This window comes from Pararhodobacter zhoushanensis (genome assembly GCF_025949695.1).
GTDB lineage: Bacteria > Pseudomonadota > Alphaproteobacteria > Rhodobacterales > Rhodobacteraceae > Pararhodobacter > Pararhodobacter zhoushanensis_A.
In genome coordinates this window covers 285230-303736 of the sequence record NZ_JAPDFL010000001.1, presented here as the reverse complement: position 1 = coordinate 303736, position 18507 = coordinate 285230, and the positions used below count along the sequence as shown (strand labels likewise).

Sequence of the window (18507 nt, the reverse complement as noted above, 5' to 3'; positions counted from 1 at the left end):
TTTGAAAAAACTATATCAATGTGTCAAAGCTTAACTCTGCCGCCGCCGCACGCAACTGTGACTTCTGACAGGTCAGGTCGGTAAAAGGTGCTGTGCGACCGCTATGGCGATCGCCTCTGCGCGCGAGCGGGCGGCGAGCTTGCGCCGCGCATTGTCGAAGTGAAAGCGCACGGTGCGCACACTGATCGCGGCCGATTGGGCGATTCCCGCGTCGCTGAGTCCCTGTCGCGCCAGAACCAGAATCTGGGTTTCGCGCGGACTGAGCGTCTCGGTCACCTCGCCGATGCTATGCGCGGCACTGAGCGCGCGCAGGCGGTCATGGGTATGCTCGGCGATGAACTGCAGCCGGGCGCGGATTTCGGGCGTGGGTTCGGGGGCTTTGCCGACAAGACAGCAGACCCCGGTATAGCCCCGCGCGCGAAACACCGGCACGATCAGACCGCTGGGCAACCCGAGTCCGGCGGCGAAATCGAGCACCTCCAGCTCTTTCGCCGTGGGCGCGAAACCCATGCGGCCCTGACGCAGTTCTGTCACCGTAAAGGTCTGGCTGGTCTGCGCCAGCGCCCGCAGCGTCGGGTCGCGGCGGCCGAACTGACGGTCGAAATAGGCGGTGCGCCATTCCTCGGGCCAATTGGTGACCATGAAGCTTGACGGATACGGATCCTGCGGATGCGGCACCGCGCCGATGGCATAGACCGAGTAGCCCAGCGGTTCGGTCAGCGCGAGCATCTCGGCGCAGACCGCGCCGATGCTGTGCGCTGCGCCGATCCGCGCGGGATACTGGAAGATATCGGTCAGGCCCTGTGGCATCTTGCTGCTGTCCTTTGACCGCGAGCCTGCCACAGCAAGGCCTGAACGCCTAGCACCCAGAGGTCGCATATCCCGGCTTTTCCGGGCTGGCACGATGGCCTAGCATGAGGTTTCACAACCGGGTGCCCGCCATGCCGCATGACCACCACGACCACGACAACCATCTGGATCCGATGGACGCGCGCGTTCGCGCGTTAGAGACGATCCTTGTGCAAAAGGGCCTCGTTGATCCTGCCGCCGTGGACGCGATCATCGAAACCTACGCGCACAAAGTCGGCCCGCAGAACGGGGCGGCGGTGGTGGCGCGGGCGTGGACCGACCCCGCCTTTGCCGACTGGCTGGCGCGGGATGCAACGGCGGCGGTGGGCGCGATGGGGTTCACCGGGCGGCAGGGTGAGCATGTGAAGGCGGTGTTCAACGCGCCCGGCCAGCATCATGTGATCGTCTGCACCTTGTGCTCTTGCTACCCGTGGAGCCTGCTGGGCCTGCCGCCGGTCTGGTACAAATCGCCCGCCTATCGCTCGCGCGTGGTGATCGAGCCGCGCGCGGTGCTGGCCGAGTTCGGGCTGGTCTTGCCCGAGGGCACGCAGCTGCGCGTGTGGGATTCCACCGCCGAGCTGCGCTATCTGGTGGTGCCGATGCGCCCTGAGGGAACCGAGGGCTGGTCGCCCGCGCAACTGGCCGAGCTGGTCACGCGCGAAAGCATGATCGGCACCGGGCTGGCACGGGTGCCGGCATGAACGGGCCGCATGATCTGGGCGGCAAGATGGGCTTCGGTGCGGTCGCGCCCGAGGCAAACGAGCCGCTGTTTCACGCCGACTGGGAAGCCCGTGCGCTGGGGGTGGTGCTGGCCTGCGGCGCGCTGGGGCACTGGAATTTGGATGAGAGCCGTCATGCGCGCGAAAGCCTGCCGCCGGTGGTCTACTATGCTTCGAGCTATTACGAAATATGGACGCGCGCGTTGGAAACCCTGCTGCAGCGCCACGATCTGCTGACGCCGCAGGAACTGGCCGAGGGGCAGGCGCAGGCCCGAGACCCGCACCCCAGACGTCTGTCTGCGCAGGCGGTGCCCGGCGCTCTGGCCCGCGGCGGGCCGTGTGACCGTCGGGTTGAAACCGCGCCGCGCTTTGCGCCCGGCGACCGCGTGCGCTGCCGCAACGCGCATCCGCGCGGCCATACGCGGGTGCCGACCTATCTGGCCGGGCATGCGGGCGTGGTGGAGTCCGAGCATGGCGGCTTCGTGTTGCCCGACACCAACGCGCATGGGCAAGGCGAGCAGCCACAACGCCTGTACACCGTCGTGTTTGACGGGGCCGAGGTTTGGGGACCGGACAGCGAGCCCGGCCTGACCCTCAGCGCCGATCTGTGGGAGGGGTATCTTGAGCGCGCCTGACCAACCCTTTCTGGCGCCGTGGCAGGCGCAGGTCTTTGGCCTGACCGTCGCGCTCAGCGAGGCGGGGCTGTTCAGCTGGCCCGACTGGACGCAGGCGCTGGGGGCGCAGCTGGCGACGGGGGCCGAGTATTGGGACGCCTGGCTGCAGGCGCTTGAGGGTATTCTGACGCAAAAAGGCATCGCCGTGCCCGACGAGATCGCCGCTCTGGCGCACCGCTGGCAGGACGCGGCACACGCCACGCCGCATGGACAGCCGATCCTGCTGGAAAACGTCTCCGGCTAATCTGTACAGCACTGTTCATAATGCGAATCGCGTGGTAGCGAGGGTTATGCAGGTGCGCAATCTTCCCACGCCCGGTTTGGGCCTTGCGACGCTCGGCGTCGTCTTCGCGTCGGTGTGTTTCGGCCTTGTGCCGCTGTTCGCCCGGTCGCTGACCGATGCGGGGATGCCGCCCCACGCCGTCGCCTTTGCGCGCTACCTGTTGGCCAGCGCGCTCTTGGCCCTGCTGGCGTGGCGCGTGCGCGATCAGGGGCGCACGCTGTTCTGGGCACTGGGGGTCGGTGTGCTGATGGGGCTGGGATGGACTTCGTATGTCAGCGCGGTGCAGATGGTGCCGGTGTCGACGGCGGGCGTGCTTTATATGACCTATCCGGCCTTTGCGCTGCTGTTCGCGTGGCTGCTGTTTGGCGAGCGCCCCGCCGGTCGCGCGATCTTTGGCGCGGCGATGATCGTTGCCGCTGCCGCGCTGGTCACCACCCCCGGCGCGGTTGCACCCGAGCTGTTGCCCGCCTTGCTGCTCTCGCTCGCCGCGCCCGCCGGGTTCGGGCTGGGCATTGCCGTGCTGGTTCACCGGCTGAACACGATCCCGGTGCTGGTGCGGATCGGCGTCGTCTCGCTGGGGTCGGTGCTGGGTCTGTTGCCGCTGGTGCTGGCGACCCCGGTTGCACAGTTGCTGCCGGTCGATGGCTATGGCTGGCTGATGGTGCTGGGTATCGGTCTGGGCACGGCGCTGGTGCCTCAGCTGTTCTATGTCCTTTGCTCGCCCATCGTCGGCACCGCGCGCACCGCCATGGCGGGCAGTATCGAACTGCCGGTGATGTTTGCCGTCGGCTGGCTGGGCTTTGGCGAATCGCTGCATCCGGCGCAGGCGGTGGCCTGCGTGCTGGTGCTGGCGGCGATCCTGCTGACCCCGGCGCGCCAGCCGCGCAGCATCGCCGCCGAGCACGATTAGCGGCGGTGCATAACCTCGACGCCCAGCACGGTCGGCAGGTGGCGCGCGATCTCGCTCCAGCTGTCGCCATCGTCGGTTGACGCGAACACGCTGCCCGAGTTGGTGCCGAAATAGATCCCGGCCTTGTCCGCCTTGTCGGTCGCCATCGCCTGCCGCAGCACGGTGAAATAGGCGTTGTCGGGCAGCCCTTCGCGCATCGGCTCCCAGTTGTCGCCCGCGTTGCGAGAGCGCCAGATGGTCGCCTTGCCCTCTGGCGGCGTGCGCCCGCCCCATTCGCTGAGCGGCAGCACATAGAGCGTATCCGGGTCGCTTGGGTGGGCCGCAACGGGGAAGCCGAACTTTGACGGCAACCCATCGCTAATCTCATCCCAGCTGCGCCCCTCATCGCGGCTGCGGAACACGCCGGTGTGGTTTTGCATATACAGCGTCTGTCCGTCCGCGCTGCGCGTGATGTTATGCACGCACAGGCCAATATCGGATTCGCATTGGCCGGTGACCGGGTGCGGCGTGGCGGACAGGTTGGTGCGCCGGTTGCGCCGTTCCCAAGTCGCGCCGCCGTCCTCGCTGGCGAAAACCCCGGCGGACGAGATGCCGACCAGCAGCTTCTCGCCCTCGCCCAGAATGGTGTGCAGCACCAACCCCGCGCCGCCCGGCTCCCAGCTGTCGGCCGAGGGGTGATCAGACAGCCCCTGCACCCGCTGCCAGCTGTCGCCGTTGTCATGACTGGCGTACAGCGCCGCCGGTTTTGCCCCGGCATAAAGCGTGTCGCCCACCCGGCCCAAGGCCCAGAGCGCGGTGATCTCGCCCTTGAACGGTGCGTCCGGGCCCGGCCCGCGTCCCAGCATTTTGCGAAAGTCTTCGTTCTGCGCCAGCATCACGTCCATATGGCCATTGGCCAGCATCGCATGCGTCCAGCTGGCCCCGTGATCATGGGATCGGAAAACTGCCGACCCCTGCCACTCGCCGCCCGCCGCGGCCCAGATCGTGCCGGTCTGCGGATCGCCAAGCGCATGGGCGACCGGCCAGCCGTCGCAGAACGGCCCGGACAGCGTCCAGTCCTTGCGCGCTTCGTCCGAGTCGACCAGAAACAATCCCTTGCTGGTGGCTGCAAGCACCGTCACCTGTCCGCCCATCGCTCTCTCCCGTGCAGAATCGGCGAGAGGAAGCGTAGCATGGGTTCTGGCGCGGGCAGGGGAAATTTCTTGACAGTTTCCTGACGGGTCTCAATATGACGAATGATTCATGTTTCAGGAGCGCCCATGCCCGAGGCCAGCCCCAACCGCCCGGCACCTGTCCGCCCGCGCACCCCCAAACCCCGCACACGGCGCGGGCAGGACACGCGCGACTCGCTGATCAAGGCGGCCGAGGCAGTGATCGGCGAGGTCGGCTTTGCAGCCGCCTCGATCGCGGACATCACCCGCCGTGCCGGGATCGCTCAGGGGACGTTCTATATCTACTTTCAGTCCAAGGACGAGGTGTTTCGCGAACTGGTGCTGGAAATGGGCAAGCTGACCCGCGGCTTTCTGGCCGATGCTGTCGCCGATGCCCCCGACCGCCTTACCGCCGAACGCCGGGGGTTGCGCGCGTTTCTCAGCTTCGTGGCGGAACGTCCGGCGCTGTATAACATCGTCATGGAGGCGCGTTTCGTCGCCCCCGACGCCTACCGCGCCTATTACACCACCTTTGCGCGCGGCTATGCCCAGAACCTCGCCGCCGCCGCGCACGAAGGGGAAATCCGCGACGGCGACGCCGAGGTCCGCGCCTGGGCGTTGATGGGCATGGCCGTGACGCTGGGCGAACGCTTCGCGATCTGGGAGAGTGAGGTCGATCCCGATGCGCTGGTGACCGAGGTGTTCGACATGCTGGAACGTGGGCTGAGACCATGAAGCGGGCGACGGTGACGCGATGGGCCTGATCCCCGACCTTGCCGCCCGCCGCGCGCAGCTGACGCCGGATGCATTGGCGTTCCGGGATCATGAGACGGGCGATGCGTGGAGCTTTGCCCGCGTCGATGCCGCCGCCGCCCGGCTGGGGGCTGCACTGCTGGCGCGCGTGCCGCGCGGGGCCCGCGTGGCGATCCTGTGCCACAACCGGCCCGAGTTCTTCGTGGCGCTCTTTGCCTGTCAAAAGGCCGGGCTGATCCTTGCCCCGCTCAACTGGCGTCAGCCGGTGGCCGAGCTGAAGCCGGTGCTGGGTAGCGTCAACTGCACACTTGTGCTGCACGACGAAACCTTTGCCGAACCCGCCGCCGCGCTGGGCGTGCCGGTCATGGCGCTGGAGATCCCGGATGGCCCCGCGCTGGATCCCGTGCAGGTGGATGACGAGCAGCCGTGGTACGTGCTCTTCACCTCGGGCACCACGGGGACGCCCAAGGCGGTGATCCAGACACCGCGCATGGTGGTCGCGAATGCGATGAACATCGCGCAGGCGATGGGGCTGGTGGCCGAGGACCGCACGCTCAATTTCCTGCCGCTGTTCCACACCGGCGGGATCAACCTGTTTACCCTGCCGATCTTCCTGTGGGGCGGATCGTCGCTGGTGCTGCGCAAGTTCGACGCACAGGCGCTGGTGGCGCTGATCTCCCAAGGCGCGGTGACGCAGTTTTTCGGCGTCCCCGCGATTTATCAGGCGCTGATGCACATGGATCTGTCGGGCATCGACCTGTCGCGCCTGCGCGGCTGGGCCTGCGGCGGTGCGGCGCTGCCCGAGGCCACGATCCGCTTCTTTGCTGACCGCGGCGCGGTGATCTGCAACGGCTTCGGCATGACCGAGACCGGGCCGACCGGCTTCCTGATCGACCGCGCGGCGGCGATCACCAGGATCGGATCGGTGGGCAAACCGCAGATGATGACCGAGGCGCGGCTCGACGGCGTGGCCGACGGCCAGCCGGGCGCGGGCGAGTTGTTGCTGCGCGGACCCACGGTGACGCCGGGGTATCTGGACAACCCGGGCGCGACGGCGGCAAGCTTTACGGTGGACGGCTGGCTGAAATCCGGCGATGTGGCCGAGCGCGACAGCGACGGTTATTACCGCATCATCGACCGGATCAAGGATATGTACATCTCGGGCGGCGAGAACGTCTATCCGGCCGAGGTGGAGAAGGTGCTGATCACCCACCCGTCGGTGCTGGACGCCGCCGTGATCGGGGTCAGCGATGCGACATGGGGCGAGAGCGGCGTTGCGTTCCTGATCGCCCGGCCCGGGCATCCGGTAGACCCTTGCGCACTGACCGGCTGGCTGCGCGAAAGGCTGGCGGGGTACAAACTGCCCAAAGCCTTCCATGTCGTGACCGATTTCCCCCGCACGGCTGCGGGCAAGGTGCGCAAGCCCGAGCTGCGGAAGCTGGTGCCATGATCGAAGCACACTGGACACCAACACAGGCCGAATTCGACGCCTTCGCCCGGATCTCGGGTGACGATAACCCGATCCACGTAGACCCTGCTTTCAGCGCGCGGACCCGCTTTGGGCGTACGGTCAGCCACGGGATGCTGGTGTATGCCAAGCTCTGGGCGATGGTGCGCGATGCCCGCCCGGGTGTGGCCTATGTGTCTCAGGACATGATGTTCCCGAACCCGGCCTATGCGGGTGAGGGACTGGTCTTGCGTCTGGACGATGGCGCGGACGGGCTGATCATGACCGCCACGCGCGCGGCTGACCGCGCGGTCTGCTTTCAGGGCACGGCGGTGCTGGCATGAAAGCCGGTGATGTCGCCGAAACCACCCGCCGCTACACCGCGCAAGACATGGCCGATTTCGCCGCCCTCACCGGCAGCGCGCTGCCCGACCACGTCCCCGAACCGCTGATCGCCGCGCTGTTCTCGTTTCTGCTGGGGGTCAGGCTGCCGGGGGCTGGCACGAATTACCTCAAACAAAGCCTCGCCTTCACGGGTCGTGCCGCAATCGACACCACGCTGACCGCGCGCGTGGAAATCACCCGTGTGCGGCCCGAAAAACACCTCGTCGATTTGCGGACGACCTGTCACAGCGCGGATGGAACACTGATCTGCGAAGGCCGCGCGCTGGTACTCGCGCGGGACGTCACTGCCTGAGGGATCTCGCGGAGCGGCTGCGCCGCACGCCTTTTAAGCGCCGCGTGCGCGGCGCGCGTCAGGGGGCTTTCAGCCCCTCTTCGGCCAAGGCCGAATTCACCCCCGAGGATATTTAGAGAGCAAAGAACGGTGGTTAACCTTTTGTTAAGGGCCCTCTTTGCTCGGCAAATATCCTCCAGGGGGGCCGGGGGATGGAAAATCCCCCCGGGGTTTCCGGCTATGCCGCGCTTTGGAAACGGGCGATGGCGGTGGCCGTGGCGGCGGGGTCTTCGAGATTGGGGGCGTGGCCGCAGCCGGGCAGGACAAGGGCGCGGCCCGACGGGGCGTGTTGCGCGATCCAGTGGCCGGTCGCGGGAGGGTAGACGCGGCTTTGCGCGCCGTGGAGGGCGAGCAGGGGCTGGCGGATGGCGGTCAGCGACAGGCGCAGGTCGATCATGGTCAGGGAGGTCCAGAAACGGGTCATCGCGTCGGGGTTCTGGGCGCGGATGCGGGTTTCCGCATGCGCGCGGGACATCAGCGCGCAGCCTTCCGGCCGGGCGAACATGCCCTGAGCGATGGCAGGGGCGGCCGCGGGCCAGTCCCGACGGAAGCGGGTGGCGCCTCGGGCGGCTTTCCCGGCGTTTTGGCCGCGCATGGGAAAGTCCCAGCCGGGCGCGGGCAGCGGGCAGGGCGACATGTCGAGCGAGACCATGCGGGCGATGCCGGTGCCGCCCTGTGCGAGATACGACCAGCCGATCAGCGCGCCCAGTGACCAGCCGACCAGCGTGGCCTCTTGCAGCCCCTGGTCAGCGATCAGGTCGCGCAGTTGCGCCACGCCGCCCTCCACGCTGGGCGCGTATCCCGTCGTTGCCCCGTGGCCGGGCAGGTCGGGGGCGAAGCTTTCGCCCTTCAGCCGCTCGGCCACCGGGGCCCAGACGTCGCCGGTCATTGTCCAGCCGTGCAGCAGGATTACCGGCGCGCCCGCGCCCCAGCGGTGCAGCGCCGTGGCCGGTGTCACCGGGTGCCCCTGAGCCGTCCGACGATGCCGGTGGGGAAGAAATAGACCGAGAGGATGAACAGCACCCCCAGCCACAAGAGCCAGCGGTCGGGGCTGAGCAGGTCGGGGATCAGCGGCAGCGAGGCGGTGGCCTCGGACAGGCCGCCCATCAGCGATTTGAGGTAGTTCTGCGCCAGCACGAAGATCGCCGTGCCGACCACCGCCCCGTACATCGTGCCCATGCCGCCGATCACCACGATCAGCAGGATGTCCATCATGATCTCCATGCCCAGCGTTGTTGCCGGGCCGACATAGCGCAGCCAGAGCGCGAACAGCGATCCCGCGAGCGCGGCGATCATCGCCGACAGGCAGGTGGCCATGGCGCGGTAGAGCACGACGCGGTAGCCGATGGCCTCGGCGCGGAAGGCGTTCTCGCGGATCGCTTGCAGGACGCGGCCGAACGGTGAATTCACGATCCTGAGCATCAAGAGGAACAACGCCAGACAGGCGAAAAACACCACGTAATAGTTGAGGATCTTGCCGGTGATCTGCGTGCCGAAGACCTCGCCCAGCCGGAAGGCCGGGGTCAGTTCGCGCGGGATGCGGATGTTCATGCCATCCTCGCCGCCGGTAAAGCCCGACAGCTGGCTGACCAGCACCGCCACGGCCGATGCAATAGCGAGGGTGATCATCGCAAAGAAAATCGCCCGCACGCGCAGCGACAGCAGCGCCACCAGCAGCGCCACAACGCCCGCCACCGTCATGCCCGCCAGCGCACCCAGCATGAGCGCGCCATAGCCGGTGCCCATCCGGTCGGTGGCGATGGCGACGCCATACGCGCCCATGCCAAAGAACATCGTATGGGCAAAGCTGACGATGCCGCCATAGCCCAGCAGCAGATCATAGCTGGCGACCAGCACGATGAAGATGCAGATCCGCGCTGCCGTCTCCAAGGACCGTGAGCCGGGGAACAGGAAGGGGGCAAAGGCCAGTGCCACCAGCACCGCGAGCAGCAGCACCGAGAGCACGATGCTTTTGGGGGGATCGCCTGAGAGAAGCCGCATGATTTATTTCGCCTTTACCACAGGGACCATGCCCATGGGCCGCCACATCAGGATCGCCACCATCAGCGCGATGTTTGAGATCAGCGCCAGTTTGGGTTCCAGAAAGGCGGCGTAGTTCTGCACCAGACCCACGGTCAGCGCGCCGATAAAGCAGCCTTCGACCGAGCCGAGCCCGCCGATGATCACCACGATGAAGACAAGGATCATGATCTCGTTGCCCATATGGGCGGTGATCACCTCCTGATAGAGCGCCCACATCACCCCGCCGAGGCCAGCCAGCGCCGAGCCGGTGACGAACACGCCGACAAACACGCGGGTGATGTTGTAGCCAAGCGCCTGCACCATCTCGGGGTTTTCGACCCCGGCGCGCACGATCAGCCCCAGCTTGGTGCGGCGCAGTACGGCGCGCAGCGACAGGAACACCACCAGCCCGACGGCCACCGCAACCAGCCGGTATTTCTCCAGCGCCGCGCCTGCAAAGGTGATCGCGCCCTTGAGCGTTTCGGGCCGGGCGATGACGATCTCATGCCCGCCCCAGATCACGTAGATCAGCTGTTCGGCCACGATCAGCCCGCCCATTGTCACCAGAATCTGCTTGAGGTGCGAGCCATAGACCGGGCGCACGATGAAGCGCTCAAACGCAAAGCCGATGCCGCCGGTGACGACCATGGCGGCCATCACGGCACCGGTGATGGCCAGAAGGTTGAGCAATAGCGAGGGTGCGCCGGTCATCGTGCCGAGTGCCAGCAGCACCGAGGTGCCGACGAAAGCGCCGAACGAGATGAACGCGCCGTGGCCGAAGTTGATGACGTCCATCAGCCCGAAGACCAGCGTCATGCCCGAGGCGATGACGAAGATCATCATCCCCATGGCCAGACCCGAGACGGTCAGCGTCAGCCATGAGCTGCTTGAGTCGATGGCGAAATACCCCAGCACCATCAGCACCGGCACCAGCAGATAGGGCAGCCAGGGTTTCATCCGCTCGGACAGCGGCAGGCGGGTGATGGTGGGGGCGTGGCTGGGCGCAGCGCCCGGGGATTGCGCGCTCATGCGTGCTCCATTTTCAGGCCCATCAGGCGTTCTTGCAGGGAGGCGTCGGCTTTGAGATCGGCCATCGCGCCGGTCCAGATGATCTTGCCGTCATCCATGACCACGACGTGATCGCCCAAGGCGCGGGCGAGCGAGAAGTTCTGCTCGACCATCAAGATCGAGGCGCCGCGCGCCTTGAGATCCTTGAGCGCGCGCGCCAGTGTGGCGACGATGGCGGGGGCGAGGCCCTTGGACGGTTCGTCGATCAGATAGAGTTCGCGCTCTTCCACCATCGCGCGGGCGACGGACAGCATCTGCTTTTGCCCGCCCGACAGCGTGCCCGCCGCCGAGTGCCAGAAGGTTTTCAGCGCGGGAAAGGCGCCGAAAATCCAGTGCAGCCGCTCAGGGTTGGGCGCGCCGGTGAGCGCGGCGAGGCGGATGTTTTCCTCGACCGTGAGGTCGGAAAAGATGCCCATATCCTCGGGCACGAAACCGATGCCGCGCCGGGCGATCTGCGACGGGGTCTGGCCGTTGATGGCCGCGCCGTCGAGCAGTATTTCCCCGGCATGGGGCTTCCACAGACCCATGATCGTGCGCAGCGTCGTGGTCTTGCCCGCGCCGTTGCGGCCCAGCAGCATGGTCACCCCGCCGCGCGGCACGTCGAAACTGACGCCGTGCAGGATGTGGTATTGTGCAATGTCGGTCTTGACGTCGCGCAGGGACAGGATCGGGTCAGACATCGGTCAGTTCCTTGCCCAGATAGGCCTCTTGCACGACATCCGAGGCCATCACCTCTGCCGGCGCGCCATCGGCCACCAGCGCGCCGTTGTGCAGAACGATGATCCGGTCGGCCAGCGAGCGGATCACGTCCATCTTGTGTTCGACCAGCAGGATGGTGGTGTCGGCTTGCGCCTTGATCCCGGCGATCAGGTCCAGAATGACCGGCGCTTCTTCGACCGACATGCCGGCAGTGGGTTCATCGAACATGAAGACACGGGGCTTGAGCGCGATCATCGCCGCCACCTCGAGCTTGCGCTGATCGCCGTGGCTGAGCGCGCTGACGGTCTGATGCGCCAGCGCGGTCAGGCGCACGCGGTCGAGCACCGCTTCGGCCTCGGCGATCAGGTCGCGGTGGCCCATCGCCATGGTCCACAGATTGAACCCGCGCCGCTCGCGCGCCTGCACGACCAGACGGACGTTTTCCAGCACCGTCAGGCGCGGGAAGAGGTTGGTCAGCTGGAAGGCGCGGCCCAGTCCCGCCTCGGTCCGGGCGGCGACGGGCAGGCGGGTGATGTCCTGCCCCAGCAGCTCGACACGGCCCGAAGTGGCGCGGATCTGACCGGAGATCAGGTTGAAATACGTGGTCTTGCCCGCGCCGTTCGGCCCGACGATGGCGGTCAGCTGGCCGGGGGTGAAGGCGCAGCTCACATGGTCCACGGCGACATGGCCGCCAAAGCGCACGGTCAGATCCTTGGTGACAAGCGAGGGCTGCATGGGGGCTCCTGGGGTTGACAGATGCACGGGCCGGGCCGGTCGCCTGTGGCGCGCGGCGGATGCCTCCGGCGGGGATATTTAGAGACAGATGATGAGGGGGGCGGCGGCGCGGGCGGCCGCCCCCGGGAGGCGAAATCGGGTCAGATCACTGGTTGCGGATCGGGATATCCATCATGTCCGGCGTGATCTCACGCACCAGATCGGGGATCGCCCATTCCACGTCATCCTCGACCCGGATGCGGAAGTGGTACATCGACTGCATCGCCTGATGGTCCTCGGCCCGGAACCACATCTCGCCTTTGGGGGTCTCGAAATGCATGCCTTCCATGGCCGCGATCAGCTCTTCGGTGTCGGTCGAGCCGCCGGTGGCGCGCAAAGCCTCGACAACCGCGATGCCCGAGGCCATGCCGCCGGCGGTGAAGAAGTCCGGCGGGGTGCCGAAGCGGGCCATGTGCTGTTCGACCAGCCAGTCGTTCACCGGGTTCTGCGGGATTTCATAGTAGTAATAGGTCGCGCCCTCCATGCCCGGGAAGTCGCGGTAGCCGACCATCGCGGGCAGGATGTTGCCGCCGGTGGCCAGCTGGATGCCGAAACGCGACGGGTCCATCGCCTGAATGCGGCCCATCGGGTTGCCGCCCCCGGCCCAGATCACGAACAACCGGCGGTCGCCCTCGTGCTCTTGCAGCGCGTTGAAGATACGCTCGGCAGCGGCGGTGAAATCGGTGGTGTCGGTGGGCACGTATTCCTCGTGCACCAGCTGGGCGGGGGTATCGGCCAGCGCCTCGCGGAAGGCGGCGATGCCGTCACGGCCAAAGGCATAATCCTGCGCCAGCGTGGCGACCACAACGCCCTCTTGCCCCAGCGCGATGGCGTTCGAGATGGCGTCCTGGCTGGAGTTGCGCCCGGTGCGGAAGATGTAGCGGTTCCATTCGGACCCGGTGATCGAGTCCGCCACGGCGGGCTCGACCAGCAGGATGCGCTCGTATTCCTCGGCGACCGGCAGCATGGCCAGTGCCACGCCCGACGAGGTCGGCCCCACGGCGATATGCGCATCATCGTCGCCAAAGGCCTGCGCCAGCAGCGCGCGGCCCAGATCGGGGCGCAGCTGGCTGTCGTATTCGGTCACCACCAGATCATGACCGTCGATCTGCATGGTGCCTTGGGTGGCGTATTCGATCCCCAGCAGCAGCCCGGTCTGACTTTGCGCGGCATAGGCCTCGAGCGCGCCGGTGGAATCGTGGATATGGGCAATGCGGATCTCATCGGCCACGGCGGGTGCGGTGGCGAGCGCGATGAACGCGGCGCTTAACATCAGTCTCATCGTTTCCTCCCTGTCATAAACATGAACGATGATTCATGTTTCATTTAGGGATGCCGGGGGAATCCCCACCTGTCAAGAAATCTTTGGGCGCGGGGGTGCTTTCCCTTGATCTGCGCGGGGCAAGGTTTAGATAACGCGCCACCAAACGGAGACTTCACCATGGACCAACATCGCGCCGTCATCGCCCAACCGATCACGAACCGCGAGCCTGTCCATGTCTGTCACCCTGTCCCGTCTGAGCTGGTCCACCCCTGAGGGGACCGCGCTTTTCACCGATCTTTCCCTGTCCTTCGGCGCTGAACGCACCGGACTTGTCGGCCGCAATGGCACCGGCAAAAGCACGCTGCTGCGGCTGATTGCCGGCGCGCTGGTGCCGGTGTCGGGCACGGTGCAGGTTACGGGCCGCGCCGCGCTGCTGCGCCAGAGCTTTGCGCCCGGAGAAACCCTCGCCGACCTCTTCGGCGCCCGCGACGCCTTGGCCCTGCTGGACCGGGCCGAGGCGGGCGAGGCCAGCGCTGACGAGCTGGCCGAGGCTGACTGGACGCTGCCGTCCCGCATCGACGCTGCCTTGCTGCGCTGCGGGCTGGCTGTCGCGCCGGACATGCCGCTGGACAGTCTCAGCGGCGGGCAGGGGACGCGGGCGGCGCTGGCGGCGGCGGTGTTTGACGCGCCGGCGGTGTTGCTGCTGGACGAGCCGACCAACAACCTTGACGCGGAGGGGCGGCAGGCCGTGCTGGACCTGCTGGCAGGCTGGTCCGGGGCGGCGATCGTGGTCAGCCATGACCGCGCGCTGCTGGACCGGATGGATGCCATCGTCGAACTGACCACGCTGGGCGCGGCGCGGTTTGGCGGGAATTACACCGATTACCGCGCCCGCAAGGACATCGAGCTGAGCGCGGCGGCGCAGGATCTGGCAACTGCGTCGCGCGCGCAGGACGAAGCCGCGCGCCGCGCCCGGCAAGCCGCCGAGCGCAAGGCGCGCAAGGATGGTGCGGGCAAGCGGGGGCGGGCGGCGGGCGGGCAGCCGAAGATCCTGATGGACCGGGCGCAAGAGCGCGCAGAGTCGAGCGGCGGCGCGAATGCCCGCCTGCGCGATGCCCGCGCGTCGGCGGTGGCCGAGGCCAGCGAGGCCGCACGGTCCCGCATCGAAATCCTCCAGCCGCTGCGCATGGACCTGCCGCCGACGGGCCTGCCGCGCGACAAGGTGGTGCTGCAGGTGCAGGGCGTCACCGGCGGGCATGACCCGGCGCGCCCGGTAATCCGCGATGTGTCGTTCCAGCTGACCGGGCCCGAGCGGGTGGCGATCACCGGGGCAAATGGCAGCGGGAAATCGACGTTGCTGGCGCTGATCACGGGGGCACTGCAACCCGCCGCCGGTCAGATCCACCGCCGTGTTCCCCATGCGCTGCTGGATCAGACCGTGAGCCTGCTCAATCCCGATGAAACCCTGCGCGACGGCTTCAAACGCCTCAACCCCACAGCCGATGAAACCCAGATCCGTGCCACGCTCGCGCGGTTTCTGTTCCGCGCGGGCGATGCCTTGCAGCGGGTCGGCACGCTCAGCGGCGGTCAGCGTCTGCGCGCCGGGTTGGCCTGTGCGCTGGGTGGGGAACAGCCGCCCGGGCTGCTGATACTGGACGAGCCGACCAATCATCTGGATCTGGACGCAACCGAGGCGCTTGAGGTCGCGCTGACCAGCTTTGACGGTGCGCTGGTGGTGGTCAGCCATGACCAGCGGTTTCTTGCGTCACTCAATCTGGATCGCCGGATCGCCTTGTCCTGATCGTGGGGGGCCTCATCCCGGGGCCGCATCGGCGCGCGGCTGCGCTCGTTGGCGGCCAGCATCGCCTTGGTCGCCAGGGCGGTGAACTGCACCTGTTCCTCAGGGTTCAGCCCGCACAGGATGTCGGTCTGAATCGCGTCGATCTCGGGCAACAACCGGTCGATCAGCGCGCGCCCCTCAAGGGTCAGCGATACCTGCCGAGCGCGGCGATCCTTGCTGTTCACCATGCGCAGAACCAGCCCCTTGGCCTGCAGCCGATCGATCACGCCGCCCATCGTCACGCGGTCATGCGCAATCAACCCGGCCAGCGTCGCCTGATCAATGCCGGGATTGTCGCGCAGCGACGCCAGCGCGGCAAATTGCACCGGCGTCAAATCCAGCCCCAGCTCGGCGATGCGGGCCTGGAAGATCGACACGGATATTTGGTTCAGGCGCCGGATCAGATGGCCCGGCATGGTTTGGATCACGGACATGAGCGCAGGATAGACAAGCGATGGCGTTTGACAAGTGGACTAATTGTTAGCACACTTCCTTTATCGGGCGTTGAGGAGGGCGAATCGTATGGCACAGTTGGGCGCGCTCATCCGCTTGCCTCTGACCGGGGCATGAGCCGGTGTTTTCTGCCGGATCAGGACATGCCACAACAGGGCACGCCGCCACCGCGGCGCGGGGCCACTGCCACGTGGCCTGCCGCCATGACCGCCCGCGCGACGGGCACCGATAAGGACCCGGCCAGATGACCCAGTATCTGTTTACACCCGCGCCCGTGCGCAGCCTCAAGGTGCTGGGGCAGGCGGCCGAATATCCCGTGTCGCGCATCTTCTGCGTGGGCCGCAACTATGAGGCGCACGCCGCCGAAATGGGCGGCACCGTGGACCGTGAGGCGCCGTGGTATTTCACCAAATCGGCGGTCTCGGCGGTGTGTCTGTCGGGCGAAACACGGCCCTATCCGCCGGGCACCTCGGATTTCCACTATGAGATGGAGCTGGTCGTCGCTGTCGGTGACGCCGTGTTCAAGGCCGATCTGGCGCAGGCCGAGGCCGCGATCTTCGCCTATGGCTGCGGGCTGGACATGACGCGGCGTGACCGCCAGCAAGACGGCAAGGACAACCGCCGCCCGTGGGATCTGGGCAAGGATGTCGAGGGTTCGGCAGTGCTGACCACGCTCACCCCGGCGGCAGGCTTCGCGCTGGCCGGACGGCGCATCCATCTGGAGGTCAACGGCACCACCCGGCAGGACGCCACGCTGGACGATATGGTCTGGTCGCCGGCCGAGGTCATCAGCCACCTGTCGCATTACTATCACCTGCAACCGGGCGACATCATCCTGACCGGCACGCCCGCAGGCGTCGGCCCGGTGGTGGCCGGGGATGCGATCACCGGTGGCATCGACGGGCTCGAGCCGATCAGCCTGACGCTGGGGGCCGCCGAATGATGCGGTTTCACGGCTATTTCCGCAGCTCTTCCAGCTATCGTTGCCGCATTGCCTTCAACCTCAAGGGCCTGACGCCCGCGTTCGTACCGGTGCATCTGGTCAAGGATGGCGGGCAGCAGAAGTCGGCAGCATACCGTGCGCTGAACCCGCAAGGGCTGGTGCCGACGCTTGAGGTGGACGGGCTGGTGCTGACCCAATCACCCGCGATTCTGGAATGGCTGGACGAAACGCATCCCGAGCCGCGCCTGTTGCCGCAGGATGCGGCAGAGCGGGCGGCGGTGCGGGCTTTCTGTGCGGTGATCGCCTGCGAAATCCATCCGCTGCAGAACCTGCGGACCTTGCAGTATCTTGAAACCGCTTATGGCCAGGGGCCAGACGGCAAAGAGGCCTGGTGCCAGCGCTGGATCGGCGAGGGTCTGGCCAGTTGCGAGGCCCTTCTGGCCAAACGCCCGCCCACCCGCTTTGCCTTTGGCGACGCGCCGGGCATGGCCGAGATCTATCTGATTCCTCAGTTTTTTTCGGCCAAACGCTTCAAGGTTGATACCAGCGCCATGCCCCGCCTTACCGAGATTGCCGCCGCCTGCGATACGCATCCTGCCTTTGCGGCGGCGCACCCGTCGCAGCAGCCGGATGCCGAGTAACCAAGTCCCGGGTTTGTGCAGGAAATAGCACAAACTTATGCCCGGGAGCGAAATTAGTATTCGCCTGAAACGGCGACTTGTGCCAACAAGTATTGGCAACAAAATGCTTCTTGTGCAATCTGATGCAAGATAGTGCCATCTGAGACTCTAGGGAGGAGATCACATGACGAAACGTACCACGCTTCTCGGCCTCATGGGGGCGACCGCAATTGCGGCGCTGACCACCGGGGCTGCGACGGCGCAGGAATTCACCCTGCGCATGCACCAGTTCCTGCCGGCGCAGGCCAACGTCCCGCGGGACGTGCTGGATGTCTGGGCTGACAACGTCGAGCGCGACTCGGGCGGCCGGATCGAGATCGAGCGTTACGCCTCGATGGCGCTGGGCGGCACCCCGCCGGAACTGATGGATCAGGCGATGGACGGCATTGCCGACATCATCTGGACGGTGAACGGCTACACGCCGGGCCGCTTCCCGCAGACCGAAGTGTTCGAACTGCCGTTCATGGTGTCGGATGCCCGCGCTGCCTCGTCCGCGCTGTGGACGATGTATGAAGAGCACATGCAGGAAGATTTCGCCGGCGTGCACATGCTGGCCATGTGGGTTCACGGCCCGGGCATGTTCCACACCAACCGCCCGATCGTGCACCCGTCCGATCTGCAAGGGATGAAAATCCGCGGCGGGTCGCGTGGCGTGAACGATCTGCTGGCGCTGGTGGGTGCCGAAGCCGTCGGTCTGCCAGTGTCGGGCGTGCCCGAGGCCCTGTCGCGCGGCGTCATCGACGGCACGACGATCCCGTGGGAAGTGACCTCGGCGCTGCACGTGTCCGAACTGGTGCACAACCACACCGAAATCGAAGGTCCGGCGCTGTATGTGCTGACGTTCTCGTTCGCAATGAACCAGGACACCTACGATTCGCTGCCCGCCGATCTGCAGGAAGTCATCGACAACAACTCGGGGCTCGAGTTCTCGATCTTCGCGGGCGGCACGCAAGCCGATGCTGACGGTCCGGCGCGTCAGGTCGCTGTCGATCTGGGCAACAACATCGTCACCGTGTCCGAAGCCGATGCGCAGGAATGGGTGGAGGTGGTCCAGCCGCTGTATGCAACCTGGGTTGAAGACATGAACGGTCGCGGCATCGACGGTCAGGCCCTGATCGACGAAGCCCGCCAGCTGATGTCTGACTACGAGGCTGCGAACTAAGCGGCATCCATTGCGCAAAGACGATGGGGCGTGGCCGACAGGCCGCGCCCCTCTCACAAACAAGACAACGGTCCGTGGAC

20 protein-coding genes and 1 pseudogene are annotated in these 18507 nt (G+C 66.6%); 12 read left to right on the top strand and 9 right to left on the bottom strand.

Features of this window, described 5'->3' with window-relative positions:
* Window positions 1-72: 72 nt before the first annotated feature.
* Window positions 73-810 carry a helix-turn-helix transcriptional regulator gene (locus OKW52_RS01490; RefSeq protein ID WP_264504137.1) on the bottom strand — a complete coding sequence of 246 codons (738 nt, stop codon included), beginning with the start codon at window positions 808-810 and terminating at the stop codon, window positions 73-75.
* 131 nt (window positions 811-941) lie between these two features.
* Here OKW52_RS01490 and nthA point away from each other — a divergent pair, with 131 nt between their 5' ends.
* The 4 genes from nthA to OKW52_RS01470 are packed head-to-tail and all read left to right on the top strand — an operon-like array spanning window position 942 to window position 3435.
* On the top strand, window positions 942-1550 hold the full coding sequence (gene nthA, locus OKW52_RS01485; RefSeq protein WP_264507630.1) for a nitrile hydratase subunit alpha: 609 nt from the start codon (window positions 942-944) through the stop codon (window positions 1548-1550).
* Window positions 1547-2203, top strand: a complete 657-nt coding sequence (gene nthB / locus OKW52_RS01480) for a nitrile hydratase subunit beta (RefSeq protein WP_264504136.1) — start codon at window positions 1547-1549, stop codon at window positions 2201-2203. Before nthA ends, nthB begins: the two co-directional genes overlap by 4 nt.
* A complete protein-coding gene (locus tag OKW52_RS01475) occupies window positions 2190-2486 on the top strand; it encodes a nitrile hydratase accessory protein (protein WP_264504135.1) in 297 nt (98 codons plus the stop codon). The genes nthB and OKW52_RS01475 overlap by 14 nt, the downstream gene beginning before the upstream one ends.
* A 52-nt stretch (window positions 2487-2538) precedes the next feature.
* A complete protein-coding gene (locus OKW52_RS01470) occupies window positions 2539-3435 on the top strand; it encodes a DMT family transporter (protein WP_264504134.1) in 897 nt (298 codons plus the stop codon).
* Here the strand turns inward: OKW52_RS01470 and OKW52_RS01465 are convergent.
* A complete protein-coding gene (locus OKW52_RS01465; protein ID WP_264504133.1) occupies window positions 3432-4568 on the bottom strand; it encodes a WD40/YVTN/BNR-like repeat-containing protein in 1137 nt (378 codons plus the stop codon). The genes OKW52_RS01470 and OKW52_RS01465 overlap by 4 nt on opposite strands.
* A 126-nt stretch (window positions 4569-4694) precedes the next feature.
* Between OKW52_RS01465 and OKW52_RS01460 the strand changes: the two genes are divergently transcribed.
* From OKW52_RS01460 to OKW52_RS01445, 4 genes are read left to right on the top strand one after another with little or no spacing between them, the layout of a single operon-like run.
* Window positions 4695-5321: a TetR/AcrR family transcriptional regulator gene (locus OKW52_RS01460; protein WP_264504132.1), complete on the top strand. Its 627-nt coding sequence runs from the start codon at window positions 4695-4697 to the stop codon at window positions 5319-5321.
* A 19-nt stretch (window positions 5322-5340) separates the two neighbouring features.
* The gene (locus OKW52_RS01455; protein ID WP_264504131.1) at window positions 5341-6789 is read left to right on the top strand and encodes a class I adenylate-forming enzyme family protein; all 1449 of its coding nucleotides are present in this window, start codon (window positions 5341-5343) and stop codon (window positions 6787-6789) included.
* Window positions 6786-7130 (top strand): MaoC/PaaZ C-terminal domain-containing protein, encoded by a 345-nt coding sequence (locus OKW52_RS01450; protein WP_264504130.1) that lies wholly within the window; start codon window positions 6786-6788, stop codon window positions 7128-7130. Before OKW52_RS01455 ends, OKW52_RS01450 begins: the two co-directional genes overlap by 4 nt.
* A complete protein-coding gene (locus OKW52_RS01445) occupies window positions 7127-7483 on the top strand; it encodes a hotdog family protein (RefSeq protein WP_264504129.1) in 357 nt (118 codons plus the stop codon). Before OKW52_RS01450 ends, OKW52_RS01445 begins: the two co-directional genes overlap by 4 nt.
* Before the next feature lie 217 nt (window positions 7484-7700).
* On the opposite strand, the gene OKW52_RS01440 is transcribed toward OKW52_RS01445, so the two are convergent.
* From OKW52_RS01440 to OKW52_RS01415, 6 genes are all read right to left on the bottom strand, one after another.
* Entirely contained in the window at window positions 7701-8480 is a 780-nt protein-coding gene (locus OKW52_RS01440) for an alpha/beta fold hydrolase (RefSeq protein WP_264504128.1), read from the bottom strand.
* The gene (locus OKW52_RS01435; RefSeq protein WP_264504127.1) at window positions 8477-9523 is read right to left on the bottom strand and encodes a branched-chain amino acid ABC transporter permease; all 1047 of its coding nucleotides are present in this window, start codon (window positions 9521-9523) and stop codon (window positions 8477-8479) included. Before OKW52_RS01435 ends, OKW52_RS01440 begins: the two co-directional genes overlap by 4 nt.
* 3 nt (window positions 9524-9526) lie before the next feature.
* Entirely contained in the window at window positions 9527-10573 is a 1047-nt protein-coding gene (locus tag OKW52_RS01430; RefSeq protein WP_264504126.1) for a branched-chain amino acid ABC transporter permease, read from the bottom strand.
* Entirely contained in the window at window positions 10570-11292 is a 723-nt protein-coding gene (locus tag OKW52_RS01425; RefSeq protein ID WP_264504125.1) for an ABC transporter ATP-binding protein, read from the bottom strand. The genes OKW52_RS01430 and OKW52_RS01425 overlap by 4 nt, the downstream gene beginning before the upstream one ends.
* Complete coding sequence (locus OKW52_RS01420; RefSeq protein ID WP_264504124.1) at window positions 11285-12046, bottom strand: ABC transporter ATP-binding protein; 762 nt, start codon at window positions 12044-12046, stop codon at window positions 11285-11287. Before OKW52_RS01420 ends, OKW52_RS01425 begins: the two co-directional genes overlap by 8 nt.
* 145 nt (window positions 12047-12191) lie before the next feature.
* Window positions 12192-13367: a substrate-binding domain-containing protein gene (locus tag OKW52_RS01415; RefSeq protein ID WP_264504123.1), complete on the bottom strand. Its 1176-nt coding sequence runs from the start codon at window positions 13365-13367 to the stop codon at window positions 12192-12194.
* A gap of 208 nt (window positions 13368-13575) precedes the next feature.
* On the opposite strand from OKW52_RS01415, the gene OKW52_RS01410 reads away from it, so the two are divergent.
* Window positions 13576-15150 carry an ABC-F family ATP-binding cassette domain-containing protein gene (locus OKW52_RS01410; RefSeq protein WP_264507629.1) on the top strand — a complete coding sequence of 525 codons (1575 nt, stop codon included), beginning with the start codon at window positions 13576-13578 and terminating at the stop codon, window positions 15148-15150.
* Between the two features lie 212 nt (window positions 15151-15362).
* Here OKW52_RS01410 and OKW52_RS01405 read toward each other — a convergent pair.
* Window positions 15363-15605: pseudogene (locus OKW52_RS01405) on the bottom strand (MarR family winged helix-turn-helix transcriptional regulator); the annotation flags it as partial.
* Between the two features lie 281 nt (window positions 15606-15886).
* Between OKW52_RS01405 and OKW52_RS01400 the strand changes: the two are divergent.
* From OKW52_RS01400 to OKW52_RS01390, 3 genes are all read left to right on the top strand, one after another.
* Window positions 15887-16585, top strand: coding sequence for a fumarylacetoacetate hydrolase family protein (locus tag OKW52_RS01400; RefSeq protein ID WP_264504122.1), 699 nt, complete (start codon window positions 15887-15889; stop codon window positions 16583-16585).
* Complete coding sequence (maiA, locus tag OKW52_RS01395; RefSeq protein WP_264504121.1) at window positions 16582-17226, top strand: maleylacetoacetate isomerase; 645 nt, start codon at window positions 16582-16584, stop codon at window positions 17224-17226. The genes OKW52_RS01400 and maiA overlap by 4 nt, the downstream gene beginning before the upstream one ends.
* Before the next feature lie 163 nt (window positions 17227-17389).
* On the top strand, window positions 17390-18427 hold the full coding sequence (locus OKW52_RS01390; protein WP_406622181.1) for a TRAP transporter substrate-binding protein: 1038 nt from the start codon (window positions 17390-17392) through the stop codon (window positions 18425-18427).
* Window positions 18428-18507 lie beyond the last annotated feature (80 nt).